The organism is Rhodoferax sp. SPJ21, from assembly GCF_058216335.1.
On sequence record NZ_JBYZMO010000001.1, the window covers coordinates 707,793 to 730,844 of the forward strand.

Genomic DNA, 23,052 nt, shown 5'->3' on the forward strand with positions numbered 1-23,052 from the left:
CGCTTCGGCGGGTTTTTTCATGGAGCCAGCGCTGGACTAGCCCCAGCTCAGGTCACTGGCGCCGGGTTGAACAACACCAAGGAGTTTTGCAGGCCCCACTGCTCTGCCCAGGTCTTTTTACCACTGGCCACCGCCAGCATCAGGTGGAACAGCTCCCAACCCACGTCCTCGATGGTGGCCGATCCGTCGGCAATACGGCCGGCGTTGACGTCCATCAGGTCATGCCAGCGGCGCGCCAGGTCGCTACGCGTGGCCACCTTGATGACCGGTACCTCGGCCAGACCGTAGGGTGTGCCTCGGCCGGTGGTGAAGATGTGCACATTCATACCGGCCGCCAACTGCAGCGTGCCGCAGATGAAGTCGCTGGCCGGGGTTGCGGCATAAATCAGACCTTTTTGCTTCAGCTTCTCACCGGGCGACAGCACACCCGAGATCGGCGCGCTGCCGGACTTGACGATGGAGCCCATGGCCTTCTCGACGATATTCGACAAACCGCCCAGCTTATTGCCCGGCGTGGTGTTGGCGCTGCGGTCCACCCGGCCCTTTTGCAGGTAGTTGTCGTACCAGGCCATTTCGCGCACCATGGCATCGGCCACCTCGGTACTGCTGGCGCGCGAGGTCAGCTGGGCAATGCCGTCGCGCACCTCGGTGGTTTCAGAAAACATCACGGTGGCGCCCGCACGCACCAACAGGTCGGTGGCAAAGCCCACGGCCGGGTTGGCCGTCACGCCCGAAAATGCATCGCTGCCGCCGCACTGCACACCCACCACCAGCTCGGATGCGGGCACGACCTCGCGGCGGCGCAAGTTCAGCCGCTGCAGATGCACCTCGGCTTGGCGCAAGATGGCGTCAATCATGGACATGAAACCCACGTTTTCTTCGGCCTGCAGGCAGACCACGTCCAAAACAGCATCGCGCTGGTCCTCAATCGGGATCACACCCGGCGGCAGCAGGCGCTCGGGTTGCAGCTTCTCGCAGCCCAGGCTCAGCACCATCACCTCGCCGCCAAAATTCGGGTTCAGGCTGATGTTGCGCAGTGTGCGGATGGGGATGATGGCATCGGGCGCGTCGATCGCGACACCGCAGCCGTAGGTGTGTTCCAGCCCCACCACGTCGTCCACATTTGGATAGCGCGGCATCAGATCAGACTTGATGCGTTTGACCGCGAAATCCAGCACGCCAGCCACGCATTGCACCGTGGTGGTGATTGCCAGGATGTTGCGGCTGCCCACCGAACCATCGACGTTGCGGTAGCCCTCAAAGGTATAGCCCTCCAGCGGCAGCAGCACGGGGGGCGGCACCACCCCGGCGTCGCCGGGCATGGGCAGGCCTTCCAGTTCGCGGGCTGCAGGCATTTTCAGCAGACGCTCATGGACCCAGCTGCCGGCCGGGATATCGCGCTCTGCATAGCCGATGACCACGTTGTAGCGCAGCACCGGCGCGTCGGCGGCCAGGTCTACCAGGTTGACCTTGTGGCCCTGCGGCACCTTGTCGCGCAGCACCAGGCCGCTGGGCAGCACGGTGCCCGCGGGCAGGCCACCGTCGTTCGCCACGATGGCCACGTTGTCCCGCGGATGCATGGAAATGGTCAGCGGGGTGGAGGAAGTCATACGGGCGTGTCCTTATAGTGGGGCGGTGCGTGCGCGTGGGGATGTGGTAAATCTGGGGCGTCATCAGTTGTCAGACAACACCCAGGAATGATGCCCCAAGCCTGCGGCGGCGTCAAGCTGGAGAAACGCGCAGCAGCACGCCACAGCCGCCCGCAAAGTTTTACCCGCCGGCACTGGACAAACTTGTGGATAAGTTCGGAAAACCGCTGTATGGGGCGGCTAAGTCTTTGTTTTATAAAGATAAAGCTTGCGGCGCCTAAAATTTAAGCAACCCAAGGAAAACGATTGCCTAGCCTGCAAGCCAGGCAAAAGGCCTACCATGGCAGACTGCCATTTCAAAATACGCAGGAGAAATTTTTATATGCTGAACCGTTCTGCCGGCCTGCTCGCCATGGCCTGTACCCTGGTATTCCTAGTATTGGGCGGCGCGCTGACCGCCTGCGCGTCCAAAGCCAACGCCCCAGCCATGCCCCACGCCAGCCCACCTACGGCCAGCCAGCTGCAAGCTTTTCAATGGACGCTGGACTCAGCCAGCGACGGGCAAGGCCAACGCATGGCAGTGCTGTTCCCGCGCGCAGACCGCCGCTTTGTCATGGAATTCATGGCCGACCGCATGGCGGTAAGCGGTGGCTGCAATAGCCTGGGCGGCAACTACCAGACCCTGGGTGCGGGCGTGCTGGAGGTGGGCCCGCTGATGGGCACGCGCAGGGGCTGCGAGGCGCCGCTGATGGAGGCAGACAAAGCCATCAGCGCCCTGCTCGCCCAGCCTTTGCAATTGCTGATGACTGCGGGCAGCCCACCCGTGCTGCGGCTGGTATCTAGCCAGGGCCAGACCCTGGTGTGGACTGGTACCCCCAAGCTCTGAATCAGCCCGCTATATTTTTAATAGCTTCCAGCGCAGTTAAATACTGCGCCAGCGGCAGATTTCATCCAAAAACCAGAATCAGGCAGACTGCGCGGTTGCGGGCGTACGGCGGTGCTTCACCTCCAGCCGCTCGGGAGAAAGATACTGCGGTAAATAGACGTCGAAGGGCATGGTGTCGGCCGCTTCTATGTCTTTCTGCGCCTGGACGGACTGTACCGTCATGGCTTCGAAACGGGCTTGCTGCTCGGCGGTGAACTGCAAATCCAGCAGCGTCTCGCGGGTGCGTTGCGACTGCTCGGCGATGAACGGTACGAAAGCGCCGCCGTGGCCGCTTTGCATGGCGGCCAGCACGCGGGCCGACGACAGCAGGCTGGGGTCAAGCAAGGCCGCATCGGCGGTATCCAGCGCATCGGTGTACAGCTGGCCGCCATGGGTGGCGTCCAACGCGGCGGCGATTGGACGGCAGGCTGCCACCAGCTCCTGGCCCCAGGCGGTCAAGGGCACTTCAGTACCGGCGCGCTCCAGGGTCAAGCCGGGTTCACGGCCACGGGCGGCCACCCGGTGCTGGTTATGGGCCAGCTCGGTGATTTCCTGCGGACTGTCGGGCGGGCTGTCGGAGAGCAGGCAGTGCAACAGAAATACATCGATGAAACGCATGGTCTGCGCCGTGATGCCCACGGGCACGAACGGGTCCAGGTCCAGCAGGCGCACTTCCACATACTCCACGCCGCGCTCGCGCAGAGCATGCAACGGACGCTCGCCCGGATGAATGACGCGCTTGGGGCGAATGGTGCCGTAAAACTCGTTCTCAATCTGCAACAAGCTGGTGGCGAGCTGGTTGTAATCACCACCGGTGCCGCGCACGCCCACCGCCTTGTAGGCCGGGTACGGGCGTGTCAGCGCTTCTTGCAGTGACGCGCCATAGCCTTCCAGGCTGTTGTAGCTAACGGCCAGCGAGGCCTGGGCATCACTCTGGTAGCCCAGGCGGCCCATGCGCAGCGACGTACCGTGCGGCATGTACATGGTGCGCTCATTGAGCTGCTGCAGCTCATGCTGGCGCCCGGCGACAAAGCTGGAGCATACGGCCGGTGACGCACCGAACAGGTATAGCAGCAAAAAGGCATGGCGGCGGAAGTTGCGGATGAGTCCGAAATACTCCTCACTGGACACGCCCGGCATCGACCAGTTGTAGTGGATACCGGAGATGGTCTGCATGCGCCGGCCATAACGGTGGCCCAGGCCCATGCGGTACACGCTCTTGGCGCGGCCCACGTTCGAGCTGCCATAGCGGCCAATGGGAATGGTCTCGTCCGTAGGCAAACCGCAGGGCATGCTGGACACCCACAGCATCTCGTCGCCCACGGCCTGCATGGCCCGGTAAGTGAACTGGTGCACCTCGGTCAGCTCGTCCAGGCAGGCTTCCACGCCTGCATGCACGCCGGTGATCAGCTCGACCTGAGACTCGCTGAAGTCGGTGGTGATGTGCGGGTGCGTGAGTGCCGAGCCCAGCGCAGCGGGATGCGGCGTCAGCGCCAGGCTGCCGCCGGGTTGGGCGCGCAGGCTTTCCTTCTCCAGCCCACGGCGTATGCCCTGGAGCCGGGCGGGCGCGAGCGCATGCAGGCGCTCCAGCAAGGCGGCGTGGGACGGTGTGGGCAAACTGGGCATGTCGTGGGTATCCGTAAGAGAACTCACGCAGTAGCCGGTGCTGGCCTGCGGCCACGGCTGCTACGTCAATCAAGCGTAAATCTATTCTGAACTGGGCACGGAAGGTATCACAGGCAGCTGCGGCCTGCATGGCCACCAGAGACAACCTCGGCCTCAGCGGCCTATGGACGGCAGGCTGCACGCCCAAGCCATCACTGTGCATGGATGCAGCGAGCACACCAGCACCTCCATACCGCTACAAATAAAATAGCACCCAGCGCAGGTATTGTCTGCGCTGGGTGCTATTTTGATATTCAAACCAACCTGCTGCCGTTCGGCAAACAGGCTGGTCAGCGGATGCTCAGGGCTGGGTGCCCTGGGCCACCAGGTTGCTGGCATCCCAGCCGCCGCCGAGAGCCTTGTACAGGCTGACTACCGCGTTCAGCTGGGTGCGCTGCGCGTCGATCAGGCCAGACTCGGCCTGCATCAGATCGCGCTGCGCATTCAGCACATCCAGGTAGCTGGAATAGCCGCCCTTGTAGCGCAGGTCCGCCAGGCGCAAGGTGCCGCGCAATGCCGCGATGCGCTTGGCTGTGGTGGCGGTGATCTCGTTGCCAGTAGACACATTGTTCAAAGCGTCATGCACGTCGCGGAAGGCGTTTTGCACGGTCTGCGTGTACGTGGCCACAGCCTGCTGCTGGCGGGCATTGGCGGCGGCTTCCACAGCTTTCAATGCGCCACCACGGAAGATAGGCTGGGTCAGGTTGCCCACCAGGCTCCAGAACAAAGATGCCGGATCAAACAGATTCGACATGTCTTTCGACTGCTGGCCCAGGCTCGCGGTCAAGCTGAACTTGGGGAAGTAGGCGGCACGGGCCTGGCCGATGTCGGCGTTGGCCGCAATCAGGCTTTGCTCGGCGCTGACCACGTCGGGCCGGCGCGTCAGCACGTCGGACGGCAGGTCCGCAGGAATCGGTTGGGCTGCGTACAGCTTGCCAAGTTCCGCACCGCGTGCCAGCACCGGGCGCACGATGTCGCTGGGCTTGCGGCCCAACAGCACGGCCAGGGCCGACTCGGCATTGCTACGGCTTTGGCGGGTCTGTTGCAGCGTGGCTTCGATGCCGGCGGCTTCGGACTCGGCCTGGCGCATGTCCAGCTCGCCAATCACACCGGCGTCGAAGCGGCGCTTCTGCAAGCGCAGGTTCTCTTGTCGGGTGGCCAGGGTTTGTTCGGCCAGCGTAGTTTGCGCATCCAGCCCACGCAGTGCAAAGTAGCTTTGCGCCACGTTGGCGTACAGCGTGGTCAGCACCGTGCCTCGGCTGGCGGCCTGGCTGAGCAGGCGGGCTTTGGCGGCCTCGTCGGCGCGTGCGTACTTGCCCCAGAAGTCGATCTCGTAGCTGGCACTCAGGCCCAGCTGGCGGTCGTTGGAGTAAGGGTTCGCGCCTGGGGTAAACGAAGCCGAATTCTCACTGCCGCGCTTGCGCGTAGCACCAGCCGTCAAGTCCACCGAGGGGTAGAAATTGGACAGGTTCTGGTCCACCGTAGCTCGGGCTTCGGCGATGCGGGCCGTAGCCAAGGCCAAGTCCTGGCTGTTGCTGGAGGCTTCCTGCAGCAAGCTGTCCAGCACCGGGTCCTGGAAGCCCTTCCACCAGCTCAGCCAGTCCACATTGGTGGCTGTGCCGTTTACTGACAGCGTGGCCGGTACATCCAGCTCAGGCCGTTTGTAATCAGGGCCTACAGGCGCAATACCGCAGGCAGACAGTACGCCAGCAGCTATCAAAGATATAGCAAATTTGGGCATGCGCTTAAACATGGGCCGCTCCTTCGCCGTGGGCGGGTTTGTTCACGCTGTCAAAGTCTTCCGGATTGCTGCGGAAGTGCCAGTCGTTCACCAATTTAAAGAACAGCGGCACCAGGAACACCGCCAGGAAGGTCGCTGCAATCATGCCGCCCACCACACCCGTACCAATGGACTGGCGCGCTGCCGCGCCGGCGCCGGTGGAGATGGCCAAGGGCACCACACCCAGAATAAAGGCCAGCGAGGTCATGATGATGGGACGGAAGCGCAGGCGCGCGGCTTCCAGGGCCGCAGCCACTGGGGTCATGCCGTCGTGCACCTTCATCATCGCGAACTCCACGATCAGAATCGCGTTCTTCGCCGATAGCCCCAGCAGCGTGACCAGCCCGATCTGGAAGTACACGTCGTTCGCATGGTTGCGCAGGTACACCGCCACCAGCGCGCCGAAGATACCGAAGGGCAAAGCCAGCAGCACCGAGAACGGCAGCGACCACTTTTCATACTGCGCGGCCAAGATCAAGAAGATCATCACAAAGCCCGCGCCAATGGCCAGGCCCGCAGCACCGCTGCTGCGCTTTTGCTGGAACGCGGTTCCGCCCCAGTCGTAGCCCATGTCAGATGGCAGAACCTTGTTGGCAGCGCGTTCCATGGCGGCAATGGCCTGGCCCGAGCTGAAACCTGGCTTGGGATCGCCCAGGATCTGGATCGATGGCAGCGCGTTGAAATGCTGCACGGATTCCGGTCCGGCCACGAACTTCACGTCTGCCACAGAACGCAGCTGGATCATCTTGCCGGCATTGGAACGCACATACAGCGCACCAATGTCGTCTGGCTTGGAGCGGAACTGGCCTTCGGCCTGCATCAGCACCTGGTAGATACGGCCGCTCTTGTTGAAGTCATTCACATAGTAGCTACCCAACGTAGCCGCCAACGTGTTGTAGATGTCGGCCACGGCGATGCCCATGGAGCGGGCCTTCTCGGTATCGACGCTTACAAAGAGCTGGGGCGAGTTGGCTTGCCACAGCGTCTTCACGCCTTGCAACTCGGGCTGCTTGTTGGCTTCTTCCAGCAGGGCTGGCAGCAATTGGGCCAGGCGGCGCACGCCACCGTCACCCTTGTTTTGCAAATAGAACTCGAAACCACCAGTCTGGCCCAGGCCCTGGATAGCCGGAGGACCGAAGGCCAAGGGCAGACCTTCCTTGATGCCGCCCGTCTTCATGTAGAACTCGCCCACCATCTGCTGGGCAGACTGGTCGCGCTCGCCCCAAGGCTTGAGCGGGAAGAACATGGTGGCCGCCGACGACTTCAAGCCGCCGCCACCCAAAAAGTTCAAGCCCACCAAGCTGAACGTGGTGTCGATGTTCTTGTTACCGCCCACAGCGGCTTCGACCTGCTTGACCACCTGGTTGGTACGGTCCAGAGACGAACCTTCCGGCAAGATGACCGCAGCGATGTAGTAGCCCTGGTCTTCGTCCGGCACCAGGCTGCTGGGCACGAGCTTGAACAGCACGCCCGTCAACGCGCCCATGGCAACGAACAGCACCAGACCCAGCACGCCGCGCTTCAGGAAGAAGGCCACGCCCTTGGTATAGCGGTGGGTCAGGTTGCTGAAGCTCTTGTTGAACCAGGTAAACACCTTGTTCTTGCGCTCGGCACCCGGCTTGAGCAGCACGGCGCAGAGTGCCGGCGTCAAGGTCAACGCCACCACGCCCGACAAGCAGACGGCGATGGTGATGGTGACGGAGAACTGGCGGTACAACTCGCCCGCCAAGCCGCCCAGGAAGGCCACCGGGATGAAGGCCGCGCACAGCACCAGAACGATGGCGATCACCGGGCCGGTCACTTCACGCATGGCTTCAATCGCGGCTTCGCGCGGCGTCATGCCCTCTTCATGCATCAGGCGCTCGACGTTTTCCAGCACCACGATGGCGTCATCCACCACGATACCGATGGCCAGCACCATGCCGAACAGCGTCAAGGTGTTGATGCTGTAGCCCAACAGATGCAGGCCGGCCATGGTGCCGATCAGCGACACCGGCACAGCCAGCGTCGGGATGATGGTGGCGCGCCAGCTTTGCAGGAACACATACACCACGATGAACACCAGCACCATGGCTTCCGCCAGGGTTTTCAGCACTTCGTGGATGGACTCCGTGACGAAAGGCGTGGTGTCGTAGGGTGTGGAGTAGGTCAGGCCTTCAGGGAACTTGGCCTTGAGATCTTGCAGGGTCTTTTCCACCGCTTCACGGGTTTCCAGCGCATTCGCGCCGGTCTGCAAGAAGATACCAACAGGCACCGTGGGGTGGCCGTTCACGCGGCCATAGAAGTTGTAGTCCTTGGCGCCCAGCTCAACGCGGGCCACGTCCTTGACGCGAACAATCGCTCCGTTGGCGCCACTGCGCACGACGATGTTGGCAAAGTCATCGGGCTCCAGCAGGCGGCCCTTGGCGGTGACCGTGAGCGTCAGCTCTTCGGTATTGTTCGGCGGGGCGCCGATCTTGCCTGCCGCGTACTGCGCGTTCTGCTCGGTAATGGCACCCGAAATATCGCCCACCGTGACGCCCAGCTGGGCCATGCGGTCCGGGCGCAGCCAGATGCGCATGGCGTAGTCTTTGGCACCGAAGATCTGCACATTGGTGGTGCCGGGCACCCGCTTGATCGCGTCCAACACGTTCTGCGTCACGTAGTTGGAGATGTACAGCGCGTCATAGCGGTCGTCGGGCGAATAGATCGCCGCCACCGTCATGAAGCTGGCCGAGCTCTTGGCCACAGTCACGCCCTGGCGCTGCACTTCTTGGGGCAGCTTGCTCAGCACCTGGTTCACGCGGTTGTTCACGTTCACTGCGGCGATGTCCAGGTCGGTACCGACATCGAAAGTGATGCTGATGGACACCGCGCCGTCACCGGACGAGGTGGAGCTCATATAGAGCATCTTCTCGACGCCGTTGATGGCCTGCTCGATAGGCGCGGCCACGGTGGTTTCCAGCACTTCGGCCGAAGCACCGGGGTAGACCGCGCTGACGCTCACCACCGGTGGCGAGATTTCCGGGTAGCGCGAGATCGGCAGCACACGCATGGCGGCCAACCCGGCGAGCACCAGGAACAGCGATAGCACCGTCGCGAAGATCGGACGGTCAATAAAGAACTTGGAAAACATGGGTCAGTTGCTCCTTATTTCGAAGCAGCTTGCGCAGCACTGGCAGGCGCTGCGGGTGTTTTTGCTTCGGACGCAGGCGCCCCAGCGGGCTGGCCGTTGGCGGCCTTGGCCACATAGGGCACTGGCTTCACGGTCATGCCGGGCTCATGGGCTTTGATGAAGCCTTCGACCAGCACACGGTCGCCGCTCTGTATGCCCTTGGTGACGATCCATTCGCCCTTGCTCCAGCCGTCCAGCTCCACCGGGTGGGGTACCAGCTTGTCGTCTGGCGACACAGTGAACACCATCTTGCCCATGGGGCTGTCGATCACCGCGCGCTGGGGCACGGTGATGGAGTTAGGGCGGCTTGCGCCGCTGAGCAGCACTCGCACGAACTGGCCGGGACGCAGGCTGCCATCGGGGTTGGGGATCTCGGCACGGGCGTCAAAGCTGCCGGTTTGTGGATTCACCTTTTCGCTGGCGAAATTGAGCTTGCCGGCACGCGGGAAGATGCTGCCATCGGCCAGCTTCACATTGACGGTAAAGCCCAGGCTGCCGTTGGCCGAGCGCTGGCCGGGCACGCTCAGTTGGCCGGTACTCACTTGCTTGGTCATGCGCAGCAAATCGCTTTCCGATACGCTGAAGTTCACGTACATCGGGTTGGTTTGCACGATCGTGGTCAGCAGGCTGTCGCTGGCCGACACCAGGGCGCCATCCGACTTGGATGCCGTGCCGGTGGTGCCACTGATGGGGGCCACCACCTTGGTGTAGCCCAGGTTCAAGCGGGCTTCGTTGGCCTGGGCCTGGGCCTGCTTCAGCGAGGCTTCGGCGGATTCCAGGGTGGACTTGCTGTCGTCAAATTCTTTTTGGCTGATGGCTTTTTCAGCCGCCAGTGGGGCCAGGCGGGCCTGGTCACGGCGGGCCTGGTTGACCTTGGCCTGGGCTACAGCCACATTGGCTTCTGCCGAAGCGGCCTGGGTCTGGAAGGTACCCGGGTCGATCTGGAACAAGGGCGTGCCGGCCTTGACCAGCGAACCTTCTTCGTACAAACGCTTTTCCAGAATGCCGGCTACACGCGCACGCACTTCGGTTTCACGCGAACCGGCGGTCTGGCCGACATACTCCAACTCGACCGCATGGGCCTGGGCCTGCACCGTGACCACCGACACCTCGGGCGGGGGCATCGCGCCCCCCGGACCGCCCGCCGCACCGGTGGACTTGCCGCAAGCCACCAGGGCCAAAGGCAGGGCCGCCAACAAAAATGGGGATATCCACCGCCGGTGCGCAAAGCGGGTGTTGCGGTTTTCGGTCGATGAAGCGCGAGGAGATGCGATGGACATAGACATAAATGGTTTAATTGGAGGGTGTAGTATCACATACATTCACGAATGTTTGTTTCAACTACGTTACTAACTCTTACAGCAGCAAGACACGACCATGGCTAGAAAAACCAAAGAGGACGCAGAGCATACCTATGCCGCGTTACTGGAAGCCGCGGAGCAAATGTTCTTTGACAAAGGTGTTGCCCACACCACGCTGAATGACATCGCCGCCGCAGCTGGAATGACGCGTGGCGCAATTTACTGGCACTTCAAAGACAAGGCCGACGTACTGCAAGCGCTGATTGCGCAGGCCATGTTACCGATGGAGGCCATGCTTGTCGAACTGGACGTATGCGCCGACACCAATCCGCTGGCCGCATTGCGCCAGATGTGCGTACGGGCTTTGACAACGCTGGCCGGCTCGCCACGGCAGCAGCGGGTGTTCAGCATCATGTTTTTCAAATGCGAAAACATCGGCGAAGTGGTCACCGTGATGGAGAACAAGCTGGCAAGGCGCGATGAATGCTTCACCCAGATCCAGGGCATTCTGGTGCGCGCGGTGAACAACGGCCAACTGCCCGCTGACACCGATGTGCTCCTGTCCCAGCAAATCATCAATTTCTTTATCGCCGGCACCATGCGGGAATGGCTGCTGTCGCCGCACAGTTTCTCGCTGGAGACAGCTGCACCATCAATGGTGGACATGGTGATGGCCGGCCTGCAGACCAATCCGCCGCGCGTTCAACGCAGCTGACGTAGCGCCACGTAGCGCCATGTAGTGCGAGATAACGCACAAAAGGCCGCTACAGTCTGGCCCCATGCAAGGCCTGCACCTCACCGCCGATCTCCACCACTGCCGCTGTGCCAGCGCCTGGCTGCTGGATGCCCAGCTGCTGGGTGTGGCCTGCCGGGATGCCGTGCAAGCCGCAGGCCTGCAGGCCGTGGGCGAACTCTTCCATAGTTTTCCTGCCACAGCGCAGGGTCCAGGTGGGGTTACTGCTACCATTTTGCTAGCAGAGTCGCACTTATGCGTGCACACCTGGCCCGAGCAGTCGGCCGTGACGCTGGACGTGTATGTGTGCAATTTCGGCGCCGACCACTCGGCCAAAGCCCAGCTGCTGCTAGACAGCCTGATCGCGCTATTCATGCCCGGCCGCACCGAGCACCACCGCCTGCAGCGCGGCGGACTGACCCCGCAGCCGGGCTGACGCCATGCCGGCCTTGCACCACCTCCGCCCCTACCAACGCATTTACGCACTGGTGTGGCTACGCCGTATCAGCGCACTGCTGGTCTTGCCGATCTGCATCTGGGGCTTTGCCCGCCACCATTGGTGGCCTGCGCTGGTCTTGCCCATGGGCGCCATGCTGTGGGCCGCCTTGCGCGCCTGGGAGCAAAGCCTGCGCCGCCAGTTCATTCGTGACGCAGAATTCCCTCGCTTTCTGGCCGCCAAAATCCTAGAAGCCCACCCCGGCCTGCAGCCGCGCGATGCCGAGTTGGTGCTGCGCGGCCTGCGCCAGTTCTTTATGGCCTATCTGCGTAGCGGACAGCAATTCGTCGGCATGCCATCCAAGGTGGTGGACAGCGCCTGGCACGCCTACATCCTGCATACCCAGGGCTACGCGCTGTGGTGCCAACGCGCCTTTGGTCACATGCTGCACCACACGCCCGCCGAAGCCATGGGCAGCAATGCCCGGCGCAACAACGGCCTGCGGCGTACCTGGTACTGGGCCTGCAAGGAAGAAAGCATCAACCCACGTAAACCCACGCGACTGCCCTTGCTATTCGCGCTGGATGCCAAGTTCGGGATTGCAGATGGCTACCGCTACACACCCGACTGCCACAACGTGGGCGCGCAAAGCGATGCCGGCGGCTATTGCGGCACAGACTTTGGCGGCAGCAGCGGAGGCTGCGGTGGTGGTGATTTCGGCGGCTCCGACAGCAGCTCCGACAGTAGTTCCAGCAGCAGCGACGGCGGTAGCGCCGATGGAGGCGGCTGTGGCGGCGGATGCGGTGGCGGAGGCGACTAGGCCGCGGGTATCATCATCCACCACACTCAGCTACCGGAGCACACCATGGCCTTGATGGACTTCATCCGCAAACAGTTCATTGACATCATCCAATGGACCGAAGACAGCGACGGCCTGCTTTCCTGGCGCTTCCCCATGGCCGACATGGAAATCCAGAACGGCGCTGCACTGGTGGTGCGCGCGTCGCAGGTCGCCATCTTCGTCAACGAAGGCCAGGCGGCCGACGTGTTCGGCCCCGGCACCCACAAGCTGACCACGCAAACCCTGCCGGTACTGACCTACCTTCAGCACTGGGACAAGCTGTTCGAGTCGCCCTTCAAAAGCGATGTGTACTTCTTCAGCACGCGCCAACAGATCGACCAAAAATGGGGCACGCCCCAGCCCATCACCATCCGCGACAAGGACTTTGGCGCGGTGCGGCTGCGTGCCTTCGGCAACTACAGCTTCCGCGTGGCCGACCCCAAACTCTTCCACACCGAAATCTCCGGCACGCGCGACAGCTATGGCGTGGCCGACGTGGACGGCCAGTTGCGCGGCCTGGTGTTGCAGAACATCAGCAACGCGATCGCCAGCAGCGGCATCCCCTTCCTGGACCTGGCGGCGAATCAGCAGGTATTTGCCCAGGCCTTGAGCACCCAACTGGCGCCGGAATTCGCCAAGATCGGCCTGCAACTGGACGGCATGACGGTGCAAAACCTGTCCCTGCCCGAAGACCTGCAAAAGATACTGGACCAGAAGATTGGCATGGGCATGGTCGGCAACGACATGGGCAAATTCATGCAGTACCAGACGGCGCAGGCCATCCCCAAATTTGCCGAGGGCGCAGGCTCCGGCGGCGGTGTGGCGGGTGACGCCATGGGCCTGGGCGCGGGCGTCGCGCTCGGCCAGGTACTGGCGCAAAACCTGCAGGCGGGCCTGCAAGGCGGTGCCAACGCGGCAGGCATGAAACCAGAAGAAGTCATGGCCACGCTGGAAAAGCTGGGCGAACTCAAGACCAAGGGCATCCTCACGCAAGAAGAGTTCGACGCCAAGAAGACTGAACTGCTGAAAAAACTGGTCTAGCCGCACCTTAGCTTCGTGGCGATACCGAATCTCCAGCGCGCCTACCGCGCGCCCTGCCCTGGCTGCGGCGCGCCGGTTGACTTTCTGAGCGCGCAATCGACGCACGCCATCTGTGCCTACTGCCAGAGCATGGTGATACGCAACGGCGAAGTACTGCAGCGCATCGGCAAGATGGCCGAGCTGTTCGACGACCACAGCCCGCTGCAGCTACAAGCCAGCGGCCGCTGGGAAAACAAGGGCTTCACCCTGGTTGGCCGCCTGCAGTACAAATACGACGAAGGCCGCTGGACCGAGTGGGTCGCCCTGTTGGACGACGGCAGCACAGCCTTTTTGAGCGAGGACAACGGCGCCTACGTCTTCAGCACGCCGCTGCGCGCCGAGCGCGAACTGCCGGATGCAGAACACCTGCGTGTTGGCGCCACCACGGCCATCAACGGCAAGAGCTGCAGTGTCGCCTCCCAGCAAACCGTAGCGCTGATGTCGGCCCAAGGCGAGTTACCCCGCCTGCCTGCGCTGGGCCAGCCCTTTGCCATGGTGGACCTGCGCAGCCCCGAGGGCGAGGTGCTGAGCGTGGACTACGGCAGCCAGCCGCCCACCCTGTCCATAGGGACATCGGTGCAGCTGGAAGATCTGCAGCTCGTGGGCCTGCGCGAGGAATCGGTCAAAGACGAGCAAGGCCGCCAGTTCAACTGCCCGCAATGCGGTGCCTCAATTACCCCGCTGCTGGCCAGCAGCAAAAGCCTGGCCTGCGGGTCGTGCCACAGCCTGATCGACCTGACGGTCGGCGTGGGTGGCGAGCTGCGGCATGCGGTGCAAGACGAGCCCATGCAGCCGCTGATCCCCCTGGGCTCGGTCGGCAAGCTGCAGGGCGCCGACTGGCAGGTAGTGGGCTTCCAGCACCGCATGGGCACCGAGCCCGGCGAAGAAGACGAGCAATTCGGCTGGGAAGAATACCTGCTATACCACCGCAAGCGCGGCTTCCTATTCCTGGTCGATGCGACTGACGGCTGGAGCGTGGTCAAACCCGCCACCGGCGCGCCCACCATGGCCAAGAACGGCCAGAGCGCCAGCTACCTGGGCAGCCAGTACCGGCTGCAAAGCACGTACCGCGCCGAAACCACCTATGTGGCAGGCGAGTTCTACTGGCAGGTGCGGCGCGGCCAGATCACTTCCAACCAGGACTTCAGCAGCGGCAAAGGCCTGTTATCGCGCGAGCAGTCTCCCGGTGAAGTCACCTGGTCGGTGGGCAGCAAGATCGACAGCAGCATGGTAGCCAGCGCATTCAAGCTGGAGGCCAAGAAAGACCTGCTCAAACGCAGCGACGCCGCGCCCCTGAGCCTGAATGGCAACAACATCAACATCAGCATGGGCACCGCCATATGGGTGTTCGTGATCCTGCTGCTGGTGTTATTCATGGTGACGCGCTGTTCCGACTGCGACCCGAATGTGCAGAACTGCAGCAACTCGTCCAGCGGCGGCACCCGCACCTCGGGTGGCTCGTTCGGTGGTTTCTCATCCGGCGGCGGACACAAGTAATTTTTGAAGGAGATCTCCATGGATGTTGAATGGTTGAAAGCTGGGGTCGTCTTCGGCTCCATCGTGTACGCGCTGATCGGTGTGGCAGTTTTTGGTCTGTGCTTTGTGGTGATGGACAAGCTCACGCCCTACAAGCTGTGGGAAGAAATCATCGAGAAGCAGAACCTGGCGCTGGCACTCGTAGTCGCAGCTATGTCACTAGGTATCTGCATCATCGTGGCAGCGGCCATCCATTGAGCCTGACAGACAAACCCGGGCCACGCCCGGTCGAGGTGGCGCTGCTCGCCTCGGTTTTCATCGTGTCCGCCTGCGGCCTGGTGTACGAGCTGGCGGCGGGTGCGCTGGCCTCGTACCTGCTGGGCGACTCGGTGCTGCAGTTTTCCACGGTGATCGGCAGCTACCTGTTTGCCATGGGCGTGGGCTCTTACCTGTCGCGCTTTTTCGAGCGCCAGCTGCCCGCCCACTTCTTACGCATAGAACTGCTGGTAGCGCTGGTAGGTGGTGCACTTCCAGCTCTTCTTTTTATAGCAAATGCCTATCTGCCCAATGCCTTTCGCCCGCTGCTGTACAGCCTGGTAATTTTGGTCGGTACGCTGGTGGGGCTGGAGATTCCGCTGGTCATGCGCATTCTGAAGCGCAATGTGGCGCTGCGCGACCTGGTGTCGCAGGTGCTGACCTTCGACTACCTGGGCGCGCTAGCCGTGTCGCTGGCCTTCCCCTTGGTGCTGGTGCCCCACCTGGGGCTCATACGCACCGGCCTGCTGTTCGGCCTGATGAACGCCACGGTGGCGCTGTGGGCGCTGTGGCTGTTCCGGCACGACCTGCGCCAATTCAAGGCCCACGCCCTGGCCTGCGCGGCGACGCTGGCCGCACTGGCCGCCGCCATGGCGGCAGCCGACTTGATTACCACCTGGGCCGAAGACAAGCTCTACCAGGACCGCGTCGTCATCGCCCAGGCCACGCCCTACCAGCGCATCGTGGTGACGCACAGCGCGGGCGAAGGCAAGGCCGGCTACCGCCTGTTCTTGAACGGCAATCTGCAGTTCGCCCAGCGTGACGAATACCGCTACCACGAAGCCCTGGTACACCCGGTGATGTCGGCCTTCTCGGCCAGCGGCGCCGCGCCGAAAAAGGTGGCCGTGCTGGGCGGTGGCGACGGCATGGCGGTGCGCGAAATTCTGAAGTACCCCGGCGTGGAAAGCATCACCCTGGTCGAGCTGGACCCGGCCATGACCACGCTGTTTGCCACCCAGCCGGCGCTGGTGCAGCTCAATGGCGGCGCCCTGCTCTCACCCAAGCTTCACATCGTCAACACCGACGCCTTCAACTGGCTGCAAACCAACACGGAAACCTTCGACGTGGTCATCGTGGACTTCCCCGACCCGACGAATTTCGCCATCGGCAAGCTCTATACAAATTCCTTCTACAGCCTGTTGGACCAGCGCCTGTCGGCCAGCGGCTACGCCGTGATCCAGACCACCTCGCCACTGGTGGCGCGCAAAAGTTTCTGGACCGTGGCCACCACCATCGAATCCGTGGGCCTGCACACCACGCCCTACCACGCCCATGTGCCCAGCTTCGGCGAATGGGGTTACATCATCGCCAGCCGCCGGCCCTACCGCATCCCCACCACACTGCCAGCCGGCCTGCGCTTCCTGAGCCCGCCCAGCCTGCCCGCACTGTTCGACTTCCCGCTGGACATGGCGCGCGTGCCGACTGAGGTCAACCGGCTGTCGAACCAGGTGCTGGTGACCACCTATGAAGAGGAATGGGGCAAGGTAGTGGCGCGCTAAAGGCTGGCCATCGCCACCCGCGCCGCTGCCAAATCCCAGGCCGCTTGACCCACGGTTTTGAACACCGGCGTTACAGCACTGGGGGCCAGTGGCGTATCCAGCACAGACGCCAAGTCCCGCACCTGCCCCCAGTCCACGCCAGCCTGCAGCAGATCGCCGGCCTCATGCCGGGCGCCGCCCAGGTCGTCCACCACGATCTGCCGGCTGTGCAGCAGTGCCGCAGGGAATTCCGCCATATCCGGTTTGAACGCCCCTACGCCGATGGCCAAGGTCTGCGCGCCGATGTGGGCGGGAATGACAGGCGTGCGCGATGTCGTCAAGGCCAGCACCAGATCGGTCGCCGGCAAGGCATCTTGCAAGTCGCTAACCAGCATGGCGGTAGCGTCAACCTGCGGATGCTGGGCCTGTAGCTTCGCGCAGAAGGCCTGTGCCGCCGCCAGGCTGCGCCCGGCGATCCAGAATTGGGCGATGCCCAGATGTTCCACCAGGGCGTCCGCATGTGCAGCAGCCTGGGCGCCGGTGCCGATCAGCAAAGCGGTCTTTGGCGTGTGGGGTGCCAGCGTCTCGATGCCCAGCAAGCTGACGGCCGCAGTGCGGCGAGCCGTGACGGTGGGGCCGTCCAGCAAAGCCAGGCGGCGGCCGGTGGCGGTGTCCATCACCACCACCTCGCCCTGGATCACGGGCAGGCCGTGCGCACCATTGCCCGGGTGCACGGTAACCAGCTTGGTCACGCTCAGGTCGTGGCCCACGGCGGGCATGGCCAGCAGCACGCCACCCGCTGCCATGGGCACGACCATACGCTCAGGCGCCTGGATTTTCTGTTGCGCCAGCTCGCGCGCGGCCTGCGCTACGGCAGGCACCAGTTGCGCATAGGGCAAGGCCTGAGCGGTCTGTACGGCGTTCAGAATCTGCATGGTGGGCCTCAGCGTAAAAAGAAACCGGTGGGGAACGGGTCCAGCTCTTCCAGCACCCACTGGTGGTGGCCCATGATGTGGGCGCTGCCGGTGACCTCGGTGAGCGCGCCGTCGAAGTCGCCGACCTTCACCGCCTGCGTGACCTTCACCTCGAATTGGCTGCCGACGATGCTGCCGTTCACATAGTTCGCGCCCAGGGCCAGCTGGCCGCGCAGAAACAGCTGGGCCGCCCGGCCCGAGGTGCCGGTACCGGTGGGCGAGCGGTCCACCTCGCGGTCGGCAAACACGCAGACGTTGGACTGGTCCACTCCCGCACAATTGGGTGCGCTGTCGATGATGCTGCCGTAGAGTTGGTCCAGCCCCGGCTCCAGCGGGTGCTGGATCTTCACTTTGGCCATCACGGCGGCCTTGGTTTCCGCGCCCAGCTGGATCAGCTGACGGACCAGTTCAGGCTTCACCGTCAACCCGGCCTGTTCGGCGTTCAGGTAGTAGTAGAACGCGCCGCCAAACACGATGTCGCCACGCACCGTACCAAAGCTGGGGGTCTGCACCTCCAGGTCGCGCAGGTAGATGAAGGCTGGCACGTTCTTGAAAGTGACCTTGCCTGCACGCTGGCCATCCCACTCCACAAAGGCTTCAATAAAGCCCGCCGGTGCGTCAAAGCCAATGCGCGTCAGCGGGCTGGTGCGCTCCACATAGCCCAGCTCCACCAGCACCTTGCCCAGGGCGATGATGCCGTGGCCGCACATATCGCTATAGCCCTCGTTGTGGATGAAGATCACGCCAAAGTCAGCTTCTGGCGTGGTGGGCGGCAGCAGGTAGGCGCCGTACATGTCGGCATGGCCGCGCGGCTCGTTCATCAGAAACTGGCGCAGGTCGTCGCGGTGGGCTTTGAGCCAGGCGCGTTTCTCCAGAATGCCGTTGCCCGGCACGGCCGGCATGCCGGACACCAGAATACGCAGCGGCTCGCCGCCGGTATGGGCATCCACGGTCTGGACGCTACGGACTAGATTCAACATGGCGGACTTTCAGGAGAGATTTGACAAGGCAATCTGGTTTAATTTTAACCAAACTGGTTTTAAAATTATGCCAATTTATGAAACACCCCGCCCTCTCCGCCACTGAACCCAGCGCATCGCCGCTGCGCGTGCCCCAGCTCTACGAACTGGTCGCCGAGCGCTTGAAGAAATCCATCCAGGACGGCAGCTACCCGCCCGGCTCGCGCCTACCAGCCGAGCGCGACCTGGCAACCACCCTGGGCGTGGGCCGCGCCACGGTGCGCGAGGCCATGGGCGAGCTGGTGAACCAGGGCGTGGTGCAGACCAAGCCCCACTCCGGCTCCTTTGTACGCGACAACGCGCTGGAAGTGATGCGCGCGCTGAAGGCACCCCCCAGTCAACCCGACACCAGCCCCTTGTCTACCCTGGCCGCTCGGCTGGCCATAGAGCCGCTGGTCGCCCAGTTTGCAGCCGCCGTGGGCCGGCGCGACGAAGAGATAGAACGCCTGCTGGACCTGATGGAGCGCACCAGCGACCTCAGCGACCCGGCCCAGCGCCGCGACTGGAACGAGGCCGACCGCCAGTTCCACCACCGCATCGCGCTGATGACCGGCAACCCGGTGATGCAGGCGATTGCCCAGGTGGTGGCCTCCGCCGTGGACGAGCCGCTCTGGCGCCAGCTGCGCGACCACGGCATACACGACCCGGCCCGCGCCAGGCTGTATGTGTACGAGCACCGGCTGATCTACGAGGCCATTGCCACCGGCAACCAGGAGGCAGCGGGCTTCTATGTACGGCAGCATCTGGAGCGGGTGCAGAAAGACATGCTGGCGACGTAAGCCCGCCAAACCGTCTATAACTGGCATTCAGGCAACCCATGGGAGTCCGATATGCGCCGCTTCATCTACACACTGCTCACCGCAAGCCTGCTCGCCTGCGGAACAGCCCACGCCAAGGGCACCATGTCCGAGACCAACTCGGACGACCACCTGAAAGCCGCGCAGGCGGCCATCCAGGCACGCAACTGGGGCCTGGCGCAGACCGAGCTGGACACAGCGGTGCGCGCCGACCCGCGCAACGCCGACATCCACAACCTGATGGGCTACACCGCCCGCAAGAGCCCCACGCCGAACCTGGCCAAGGCCTTTGAGCATTACAAAATCGCACTGCAGCTGAACCCCAAACACCGGGGTGCCCACGAGTACATTGGCGAGGCCTATCTGATGAACCAGCAACCTGCTGAGGCCCAAAAGCACCTTGCCGCGCTGGAGCAGATTTGCGGCAACCGCAGTTGCGAAGAATACGAAGACCTGGCCAAGGCGATTTCGAACTACCAGGCCAGCCATCCCTGAGACGGCCTTCAGTACGGGGCCAGCGTAGCCCCCCATTGGTAATGGACTGCCCTCAAGCCTCGCTGCGGTGTTTGTAAAACCGCAAAATGGCGGTAGCAGAATCGTCTACCAGCACCCGCCCCCACCAGCCCGAATACCAGTTGAAATGGGTGCTAACGCGGTAGTGCACATCGATCTCCAAGCGCGTACCTTCACCTTCCGGCACCAGCCGGTAAGAGGTATCGACAAGGTCAAAGTATTTACCGCCAATCAGCACATGGTCGTCCAGGGAACCCGGTGGAAATGATTCCGGCTTGAACGCATAGGTCCAGCGAATGAAGCGGTTTTCGTCCCATGCGGTGATCGGCTCGTCAAAGTGAACATCTTTTGCCCAGCGTAGCTTGCGCACCCGCTGTCCTCCTTCCACCTGCGTGATCGCTTCCAGCGGATACGGCACGCCGATCATGTAGGCCAGCCCGCCCTGCATTTCGGCGGGCTGGATGTCCACCGCATGGTTGATGTAACCCCACACTACTTCGGGTTTGCTTGCTATGTAGATGGACGATCGACTCTGGCTTACTGCCTGCGGCAGCGGCAATTGCGTCTCGCCATATCCGGCCAGCAACGGCAATAACAGGAGGGCATTGACCGCGCCCGGACGGGGCACCATTGTCTTCAACACCAACCACGCCAGCAGGCCCCCCACCGATGCCATCAACAAGAAGATCGGTAGAGCCATGGCAATGCAGATCGACCCCTCTATCAGTAGCAACGCCGTACCCGCCACAAAACACAATGTTGGCAGCCAGGGCGCAAACAGCGCGAATCCCAAACTGGATGCGTGTAGCCGAGACGCGTACACGGTGTAGGCGCCAATCAGCAAAGGGACAGCCATCACAAATGACAGCAACATCGGGCCGCTTGGCGAACTGGGGCTTGATGTATTTAAAAATGTCGCCATCCCAAAGAGGAGGCGCATCAGCAAGCCATAACCGGCTCCGGCAAAAAACACCTTCCACTTGGGGGGAAACGATGTGGGTTTGTCTGTCATGGGCTGAGCTTTTTTCCAAGTGCGAGGGGTAATGCGGCTTCAATTGAAATTTCACCATACCGCCACTGCGGCCAATGGCTAGGCTATCAAGGTACAGCCCCAATATGGTTGAAGTTCTCCATCGGCTCTTATCCTAGACAACCGCGCCAGCAAACGAGCGCCATGGGTAGGGTCGCAAGCGGCCTCTGGCCATCCAACTGCTAAAGTCGAATCTGCGGTAAAACGCAGCGCCCCGCCGACCTGTAACGCATCTCGTCCACGTCCCAGCTGCTTCCGCTTGCTCTGAATGCCAACGCATTTTTCCACACCCTTGGCCTCCTCCATGCAGACCACCTCCCGTCCGCAGCTACGCGGATCGGCCCCAGGTTGCCTGGACGGCAATTCGGCATGATGCACCGCCGCCAATTTCTCGCCGCCGCCAGCAGCCTGCCCCTGCTGGGCTGCCAAAGCCCATCAGAGATCACGGGCGGTTTCACCGGTATCCACTTCGAGCGCGGCCACCTGCTGCGCGACACCCGCAGCTACCCCACGCCCAGCATTACCCGCCGCACCGAGGTGCTGATCGCCGGCGGCGGCGTATCCGGCCTCGCGGCGGCGCGGGCCTTGCGCTTGAAAGGTGTTGAAGACTTCGCCCTGCTGGAGCTGGAAGACAGCGCCGGCGGCAACAGCCGGGGCGGCACGGTCAACGGTATTGCATGTCCGCTGGGCGCGCACTACCTGCCCGTACCCGGCGACGACGCACCCGATGTGCAAAACCTGCTGGAAGAGCTGGGCCTGCGCAAGCGCGTGGCAGGCCGCTGGGAATACGAGGAACGCCATTTGTGCCACAGCCCGCAAGAGCGGCTGTACCTGCACGGCGCCTGGCAAGACGGTCTGCTGCCGGTAGCCGGCGTAGGTGCAGAGACGCTGGCCCAGTACCAAAAGATGGCCGCGCTGGTGGAGCAGCTGCGTGGGCAGGCACGCTGGACCATTCCCATGTCAAACAAGCCTCTGGCGCAGGTACAACGTGCGCTAGCAGCTATCACTTTCGCAGCATGGCTGGAGCAGAACGGCCTGAACGACAGCTATCTGCGCTGGTACCTGGACTACTGCTGCCGCGACGACTTTGGCGCGGGTGCGGCCACCGTATCCGCCTGGGCCGGCATCCACTACTTCGCCAGCCGCCACGGCTTCCATGCGCCGGGTGCGGATAGCGGTGAGCGTGACAGCGTGCTGACCTGGCCCGAGGGCAATGCCTGGCTGACACGCCGCCTGGCCACGCCCTTAGGTGATCGCTTGCGTACCGGCCAGGTGGTGGTGCGCATCACTGCGACCAAGCACGGCATAGAAGTAGACGCCTACAACACCGCCACCCACGCGCTGGAGCGCTGGCAGGCGCGCCGCGCCATCGTGGCGCTGCCCGTTTTCATTGCCGCGCGCGTGATGCAGAACCCGCCGGACTTCCTGCGCCAAGCCGCCGCAACTACCACCTACGCGCCCTGGCTGGTGGCGAACATCCACATTGAAGCGCCGCTGTTTGACCGCCCCGGCCCGGCCCCCAGCTGGGACAACGTGCTGTACGACGCACCCGGCCTGGGCTATGTGGACGCCATGCACCAAAGCCTGCAGCCCGTGCCCGGCGCCACAGTGCTGAGCTATTACCGCGCACTGGGCGATGTGCCCGACGGCCGGCGCCTGCTGCTGGAAAAACCCTGGGCGCAGTGGCGCGACGAAATCCTGGCCGAGCTGGCCACAGCCCACCCGGACATCCGCAGCAAAACCAAGCGCATCGACATCACCCGCTACGGCCACGCCATGGCCATACCCACGCCCGCACTTTCAAGCCAAATCGGCCTGCAGCGCACATTTAACCTGCGCGAGCAGCTACAAAAAACAGAGCGAATTGCGTTTGCGCACAGCGACTGGGCGGGCTACTCGGTATTTGAGGAAGCCTTCACCCAGGGGCACCAGGCCGCCTAGGCCAT

General features: G+C 63.0%; 19 protein-coding genes. 11 read left to right on the forward strand and 8 right to left on the reverse strand.

What is annotated here, in order from left to right; translation table 11 throughout:
- Positions 1-47 precede the first annotated feature (47 nt).
- Positions 48-1,610, reverse strand: coding sequence for a galactarate dehydratase (gene garD, locus AC4BBN_RS03090; RefSeq protein WP_490590479.1), 1,563 nt, complete (start codon positions 1,608-1,610; stop codon positions 48-50).
- A 361-nt stretch (positions 1,611-1,971) separates the two neighbouring features.
- Here garD and AC4BBN_RS03095 point away from each other — a divergent pair, with 361 nt between their 5' ends.
- On the forward strand, positions 1,972-2,475 hold the full coding sequence (locus AC4BBN_RS03095) for an META domain-containing protein (protein ID WP_490590480.1): 504 nt from the start codon (positions 1,972-1,974) through the stop codon (positions 2,473-2,475).
- Between the two features lie 78 nt (positions 2,476-2,553).
- Here the strand turns inward: AC4BBN_RS03095 and gshA are convergent, their stop codons facing one another.
- From gshA to AC4BBN_RS03115, 4 genes are all read right to left on the reverse strand, one after another.
- Positions 2,554-4,140, reverse strand: a complete 1,587-nt coding sequence (gshA, locus tag AC4BBN_RS03100; RefSeq protein WP_490590481.1) for a glutamate--cysteine ligase — start codon at positions 4,138-4,140, stop codon at positions 2,554-2,556.
- A gap of 340 nt (positions 4,141-4,480) precedes the next feature.
- Positions 4,481-5,932, reverse strand: a complete 1,452-nt coding sequence (locus AC4BBN_RS03105) for an efflux transporter outer membrane subunit (RefSeq protein WP_490590482.1) — start codon at positions 5,930-5,932, stop codon at positions 4,481-4,483.
- Entirely contained in the window at positions 5,925-9,074 is a 3,150-nt protein-coding gene (locus AC4BBN_RS03110) for an efflux RND transporter permease subunit (protein WP_490590483.1), read from the reverse strand. Before AC4BBN_RS03110 ends, AC4BBN_RS03105 begins: the two co-directional genes overlap by 8 nt.
- A 14-nt stretch (positions 9,075-9,088) precedes the next feature.
- A complete protein-coding gene (locus AC4BBN_RS03115; RefSeq protein WP_490590484.1) occupies positions 9,089-10,393 on the reverse strand; it encodes an efflux RND transporter periplasmic adaptor subunit in 1,305 nt (434 codons plus the stop codon).
- A gap of 97 nt (positions 10,394-10,490) precedes the next feature.
- Here AC4BBN_RS03115 and AC4BBN_RS03120 point away from each other — a divergent pair, with 97 nt between their 5' ends.
- The 7 genes from AC4BBN_RS03120 (at position 10,491) to AC4BBN_RS03150 (ending at position 16,794) form a co-directional block, all read left to right on the forward strand.
- On the forward strand, positions 10,491-11,129 hold the full coding sequence (locus AC4BBN_RS03120) for a TetR family transcriptional regulator (RefSeq protein ID WP_490590485.1): 639 nt from the start codon (positions 10,491-10,493) through the stop codon (positions 11,127-11,129).
- Between the two features lie 64 nt (positions 11,130-11,193).
- A complete protein-coding gene (locus AC4BBN_RS03125; protein WP_490590486.1) occupies positions 11,194-11,583 on the forward strand; it encodes an S-adenosylmethionine decarboxylase family protein in 390 nt (129 codons plus the stop codon).
- A gap of 4 nt (positions 11,584-11,587) precedes the next feature.
- Positions 11,588-12,403: a glycine-rich domain-containing protein gene (locus AC4BBN_RS03130; protein WP_490590487.1), complete on the forward strand. Its 816-nt coding sequence runs from the start codon at positions 11,588-11,590 to the stop codon at positions 12,401-12,403.
- A gap of 45 nt (positions 12,404-12,448) precedes the next feature.
- Positions 12,449-13,465: an SPFH domain-containing protein gene (locus AC4BBN_RS03135; protein WP_490590488.1), complete on the forward strand. Its 1,017-nt coding sequence runs from the start codon at positions 12,449-12,451 to the stop codon at positions 13,463-13,465.
- 15 nt (positions 13,466-13,480) lie between these two features.
- Positions 13,481-15,001, forward strand: a complete 1,521-nt coding sequence (locus AC4BBN_RS03140) for a DUF4178 domain-containing protein (protein WP_490590489.1) — start codon at positions 13,481-13,483, stop codon at positions 14,999-15,001.
- A gap of 18 nt (positions 15,002-15,019) precedes the next feature.
- On the forward strand, positions 15,020-15,238 hold the full coding sequence (locus AC4BBN_RS03145) for a DUF350 domain-containing protein (protein ID WP_490590490.1): 219 nt from the start codon (positions 15,020-15,022) through the stop codon (positions 15,236-15,238).
- Entirely contained in the window at positions 15,235-16,794 is a 1,560-nt protein-coding gene (locus AC4BBN_RS03150; protein ID WP_490590491.1) for a polyamine aminopropyltransferase, read from the forward strand. Before AC4BBN_RS03145 ends, AC4BBN_RS03150 begins: the two co-directional genes overlap by 4 nt.
- On the opposite strand, the gene AC4BBN_RS03155 is transcribed toward AC4BBN_RS03150, so the two are convergent.
- Positions 16,791-17,708, reverse strand: a complete 918-nt coding sequence (locus AC4BBN_RS03155; protein WP_490590492.1) for a delta(1)-pyrroline-2-carboxylate reductase family protein — start codon at positions 17,706-17,708, stop codon at positions 16,791-16,793. The two genes, AC4BBN_RS03150 and AC4BBN_RS03155, sit on opposite strands and share 4 nt — an antisense overlap.
- An 8-nt stretch (positions 17,709-17,716) precedes the next feature.
- Positions 17,717-18,727: a trans-3-hydroxy-L-proline dehydratase gene (gene lhpH, locus AC4BBN_RS03160; RefSeq protein ID WP_490590493.1), complete on the reverse strand. Its 1,011-nt coding sequence runs from the start codon at positions 18,725-18,727 to the stop codon at positions 17,717-17,719.
- Between the two features lie 77 nt (positions 18,728-18,804).
- On the opposite strand from lhpH, the gene AC4BBN_RS03165 reads away from it, so the two are divergent.
- The gene (locus tag AC4BBN_RS03165; RefSeq protein ID WP_490590494.1) at positions 18,805-19,545 is read left to right on the forward strand and encodes a FadR/GntR family transcriptional regulator; all 741 of its coding nucleotides are present in this window, start codon (positions 18,805-18,807) and stop codon (positions 19,543-19,545) included.
- A 51-nt stretch (positions 19,546-19,596) separates the two neighbouring features.
- Positions 19,597-20,058, forward strand: a complete 462-nt coding sequence (locus AC4BBN_RS03170) for a tetratricopeptide repeat protein (protein WP_490590495.1) — start codon at positions 19,597-19,599, stop codon at positions 20,056-20,058.
- Positions 20,059-20,110: 52 nt separating this feature from the next.
- Here the strand turns inward: AC4BBN_RS03170 and AC4BBN_RS03175 are convergent, their stop codons facing one another.
- Positions 20,111-21,088, reverse strand: a complete 978-nt coding sequence (locus AC4BBN_RS03175) for an SRPBCC domain-containing protein (RefSeq protein ID WP_490590496.1) — start codon at positions 21,086-21,088, stop codon at positions 20,111-20,113.
- A 390-nt stretch (positions 21,089-21,478) separates the two neighbouring features.
- Here AC4BBN_RS03175 and AC4BBN_RS03180 point away from each other — a divergent pair, with 390 nt between their 5' ends.
- On the forward strand, positions 21,479-23,047 hold the full coding sequence (locus AC4BBN_RS03180; protein WP_490591381.1) for a flavin monoamine oxidase family protein: 1,569 nt from the start codon (positions 21,479-21,481) through the stop codon (positions 23,045-23,047).
- The last annotated feature ends 5 nt before the right edge of the window (positions 23,048-23,052 follow it).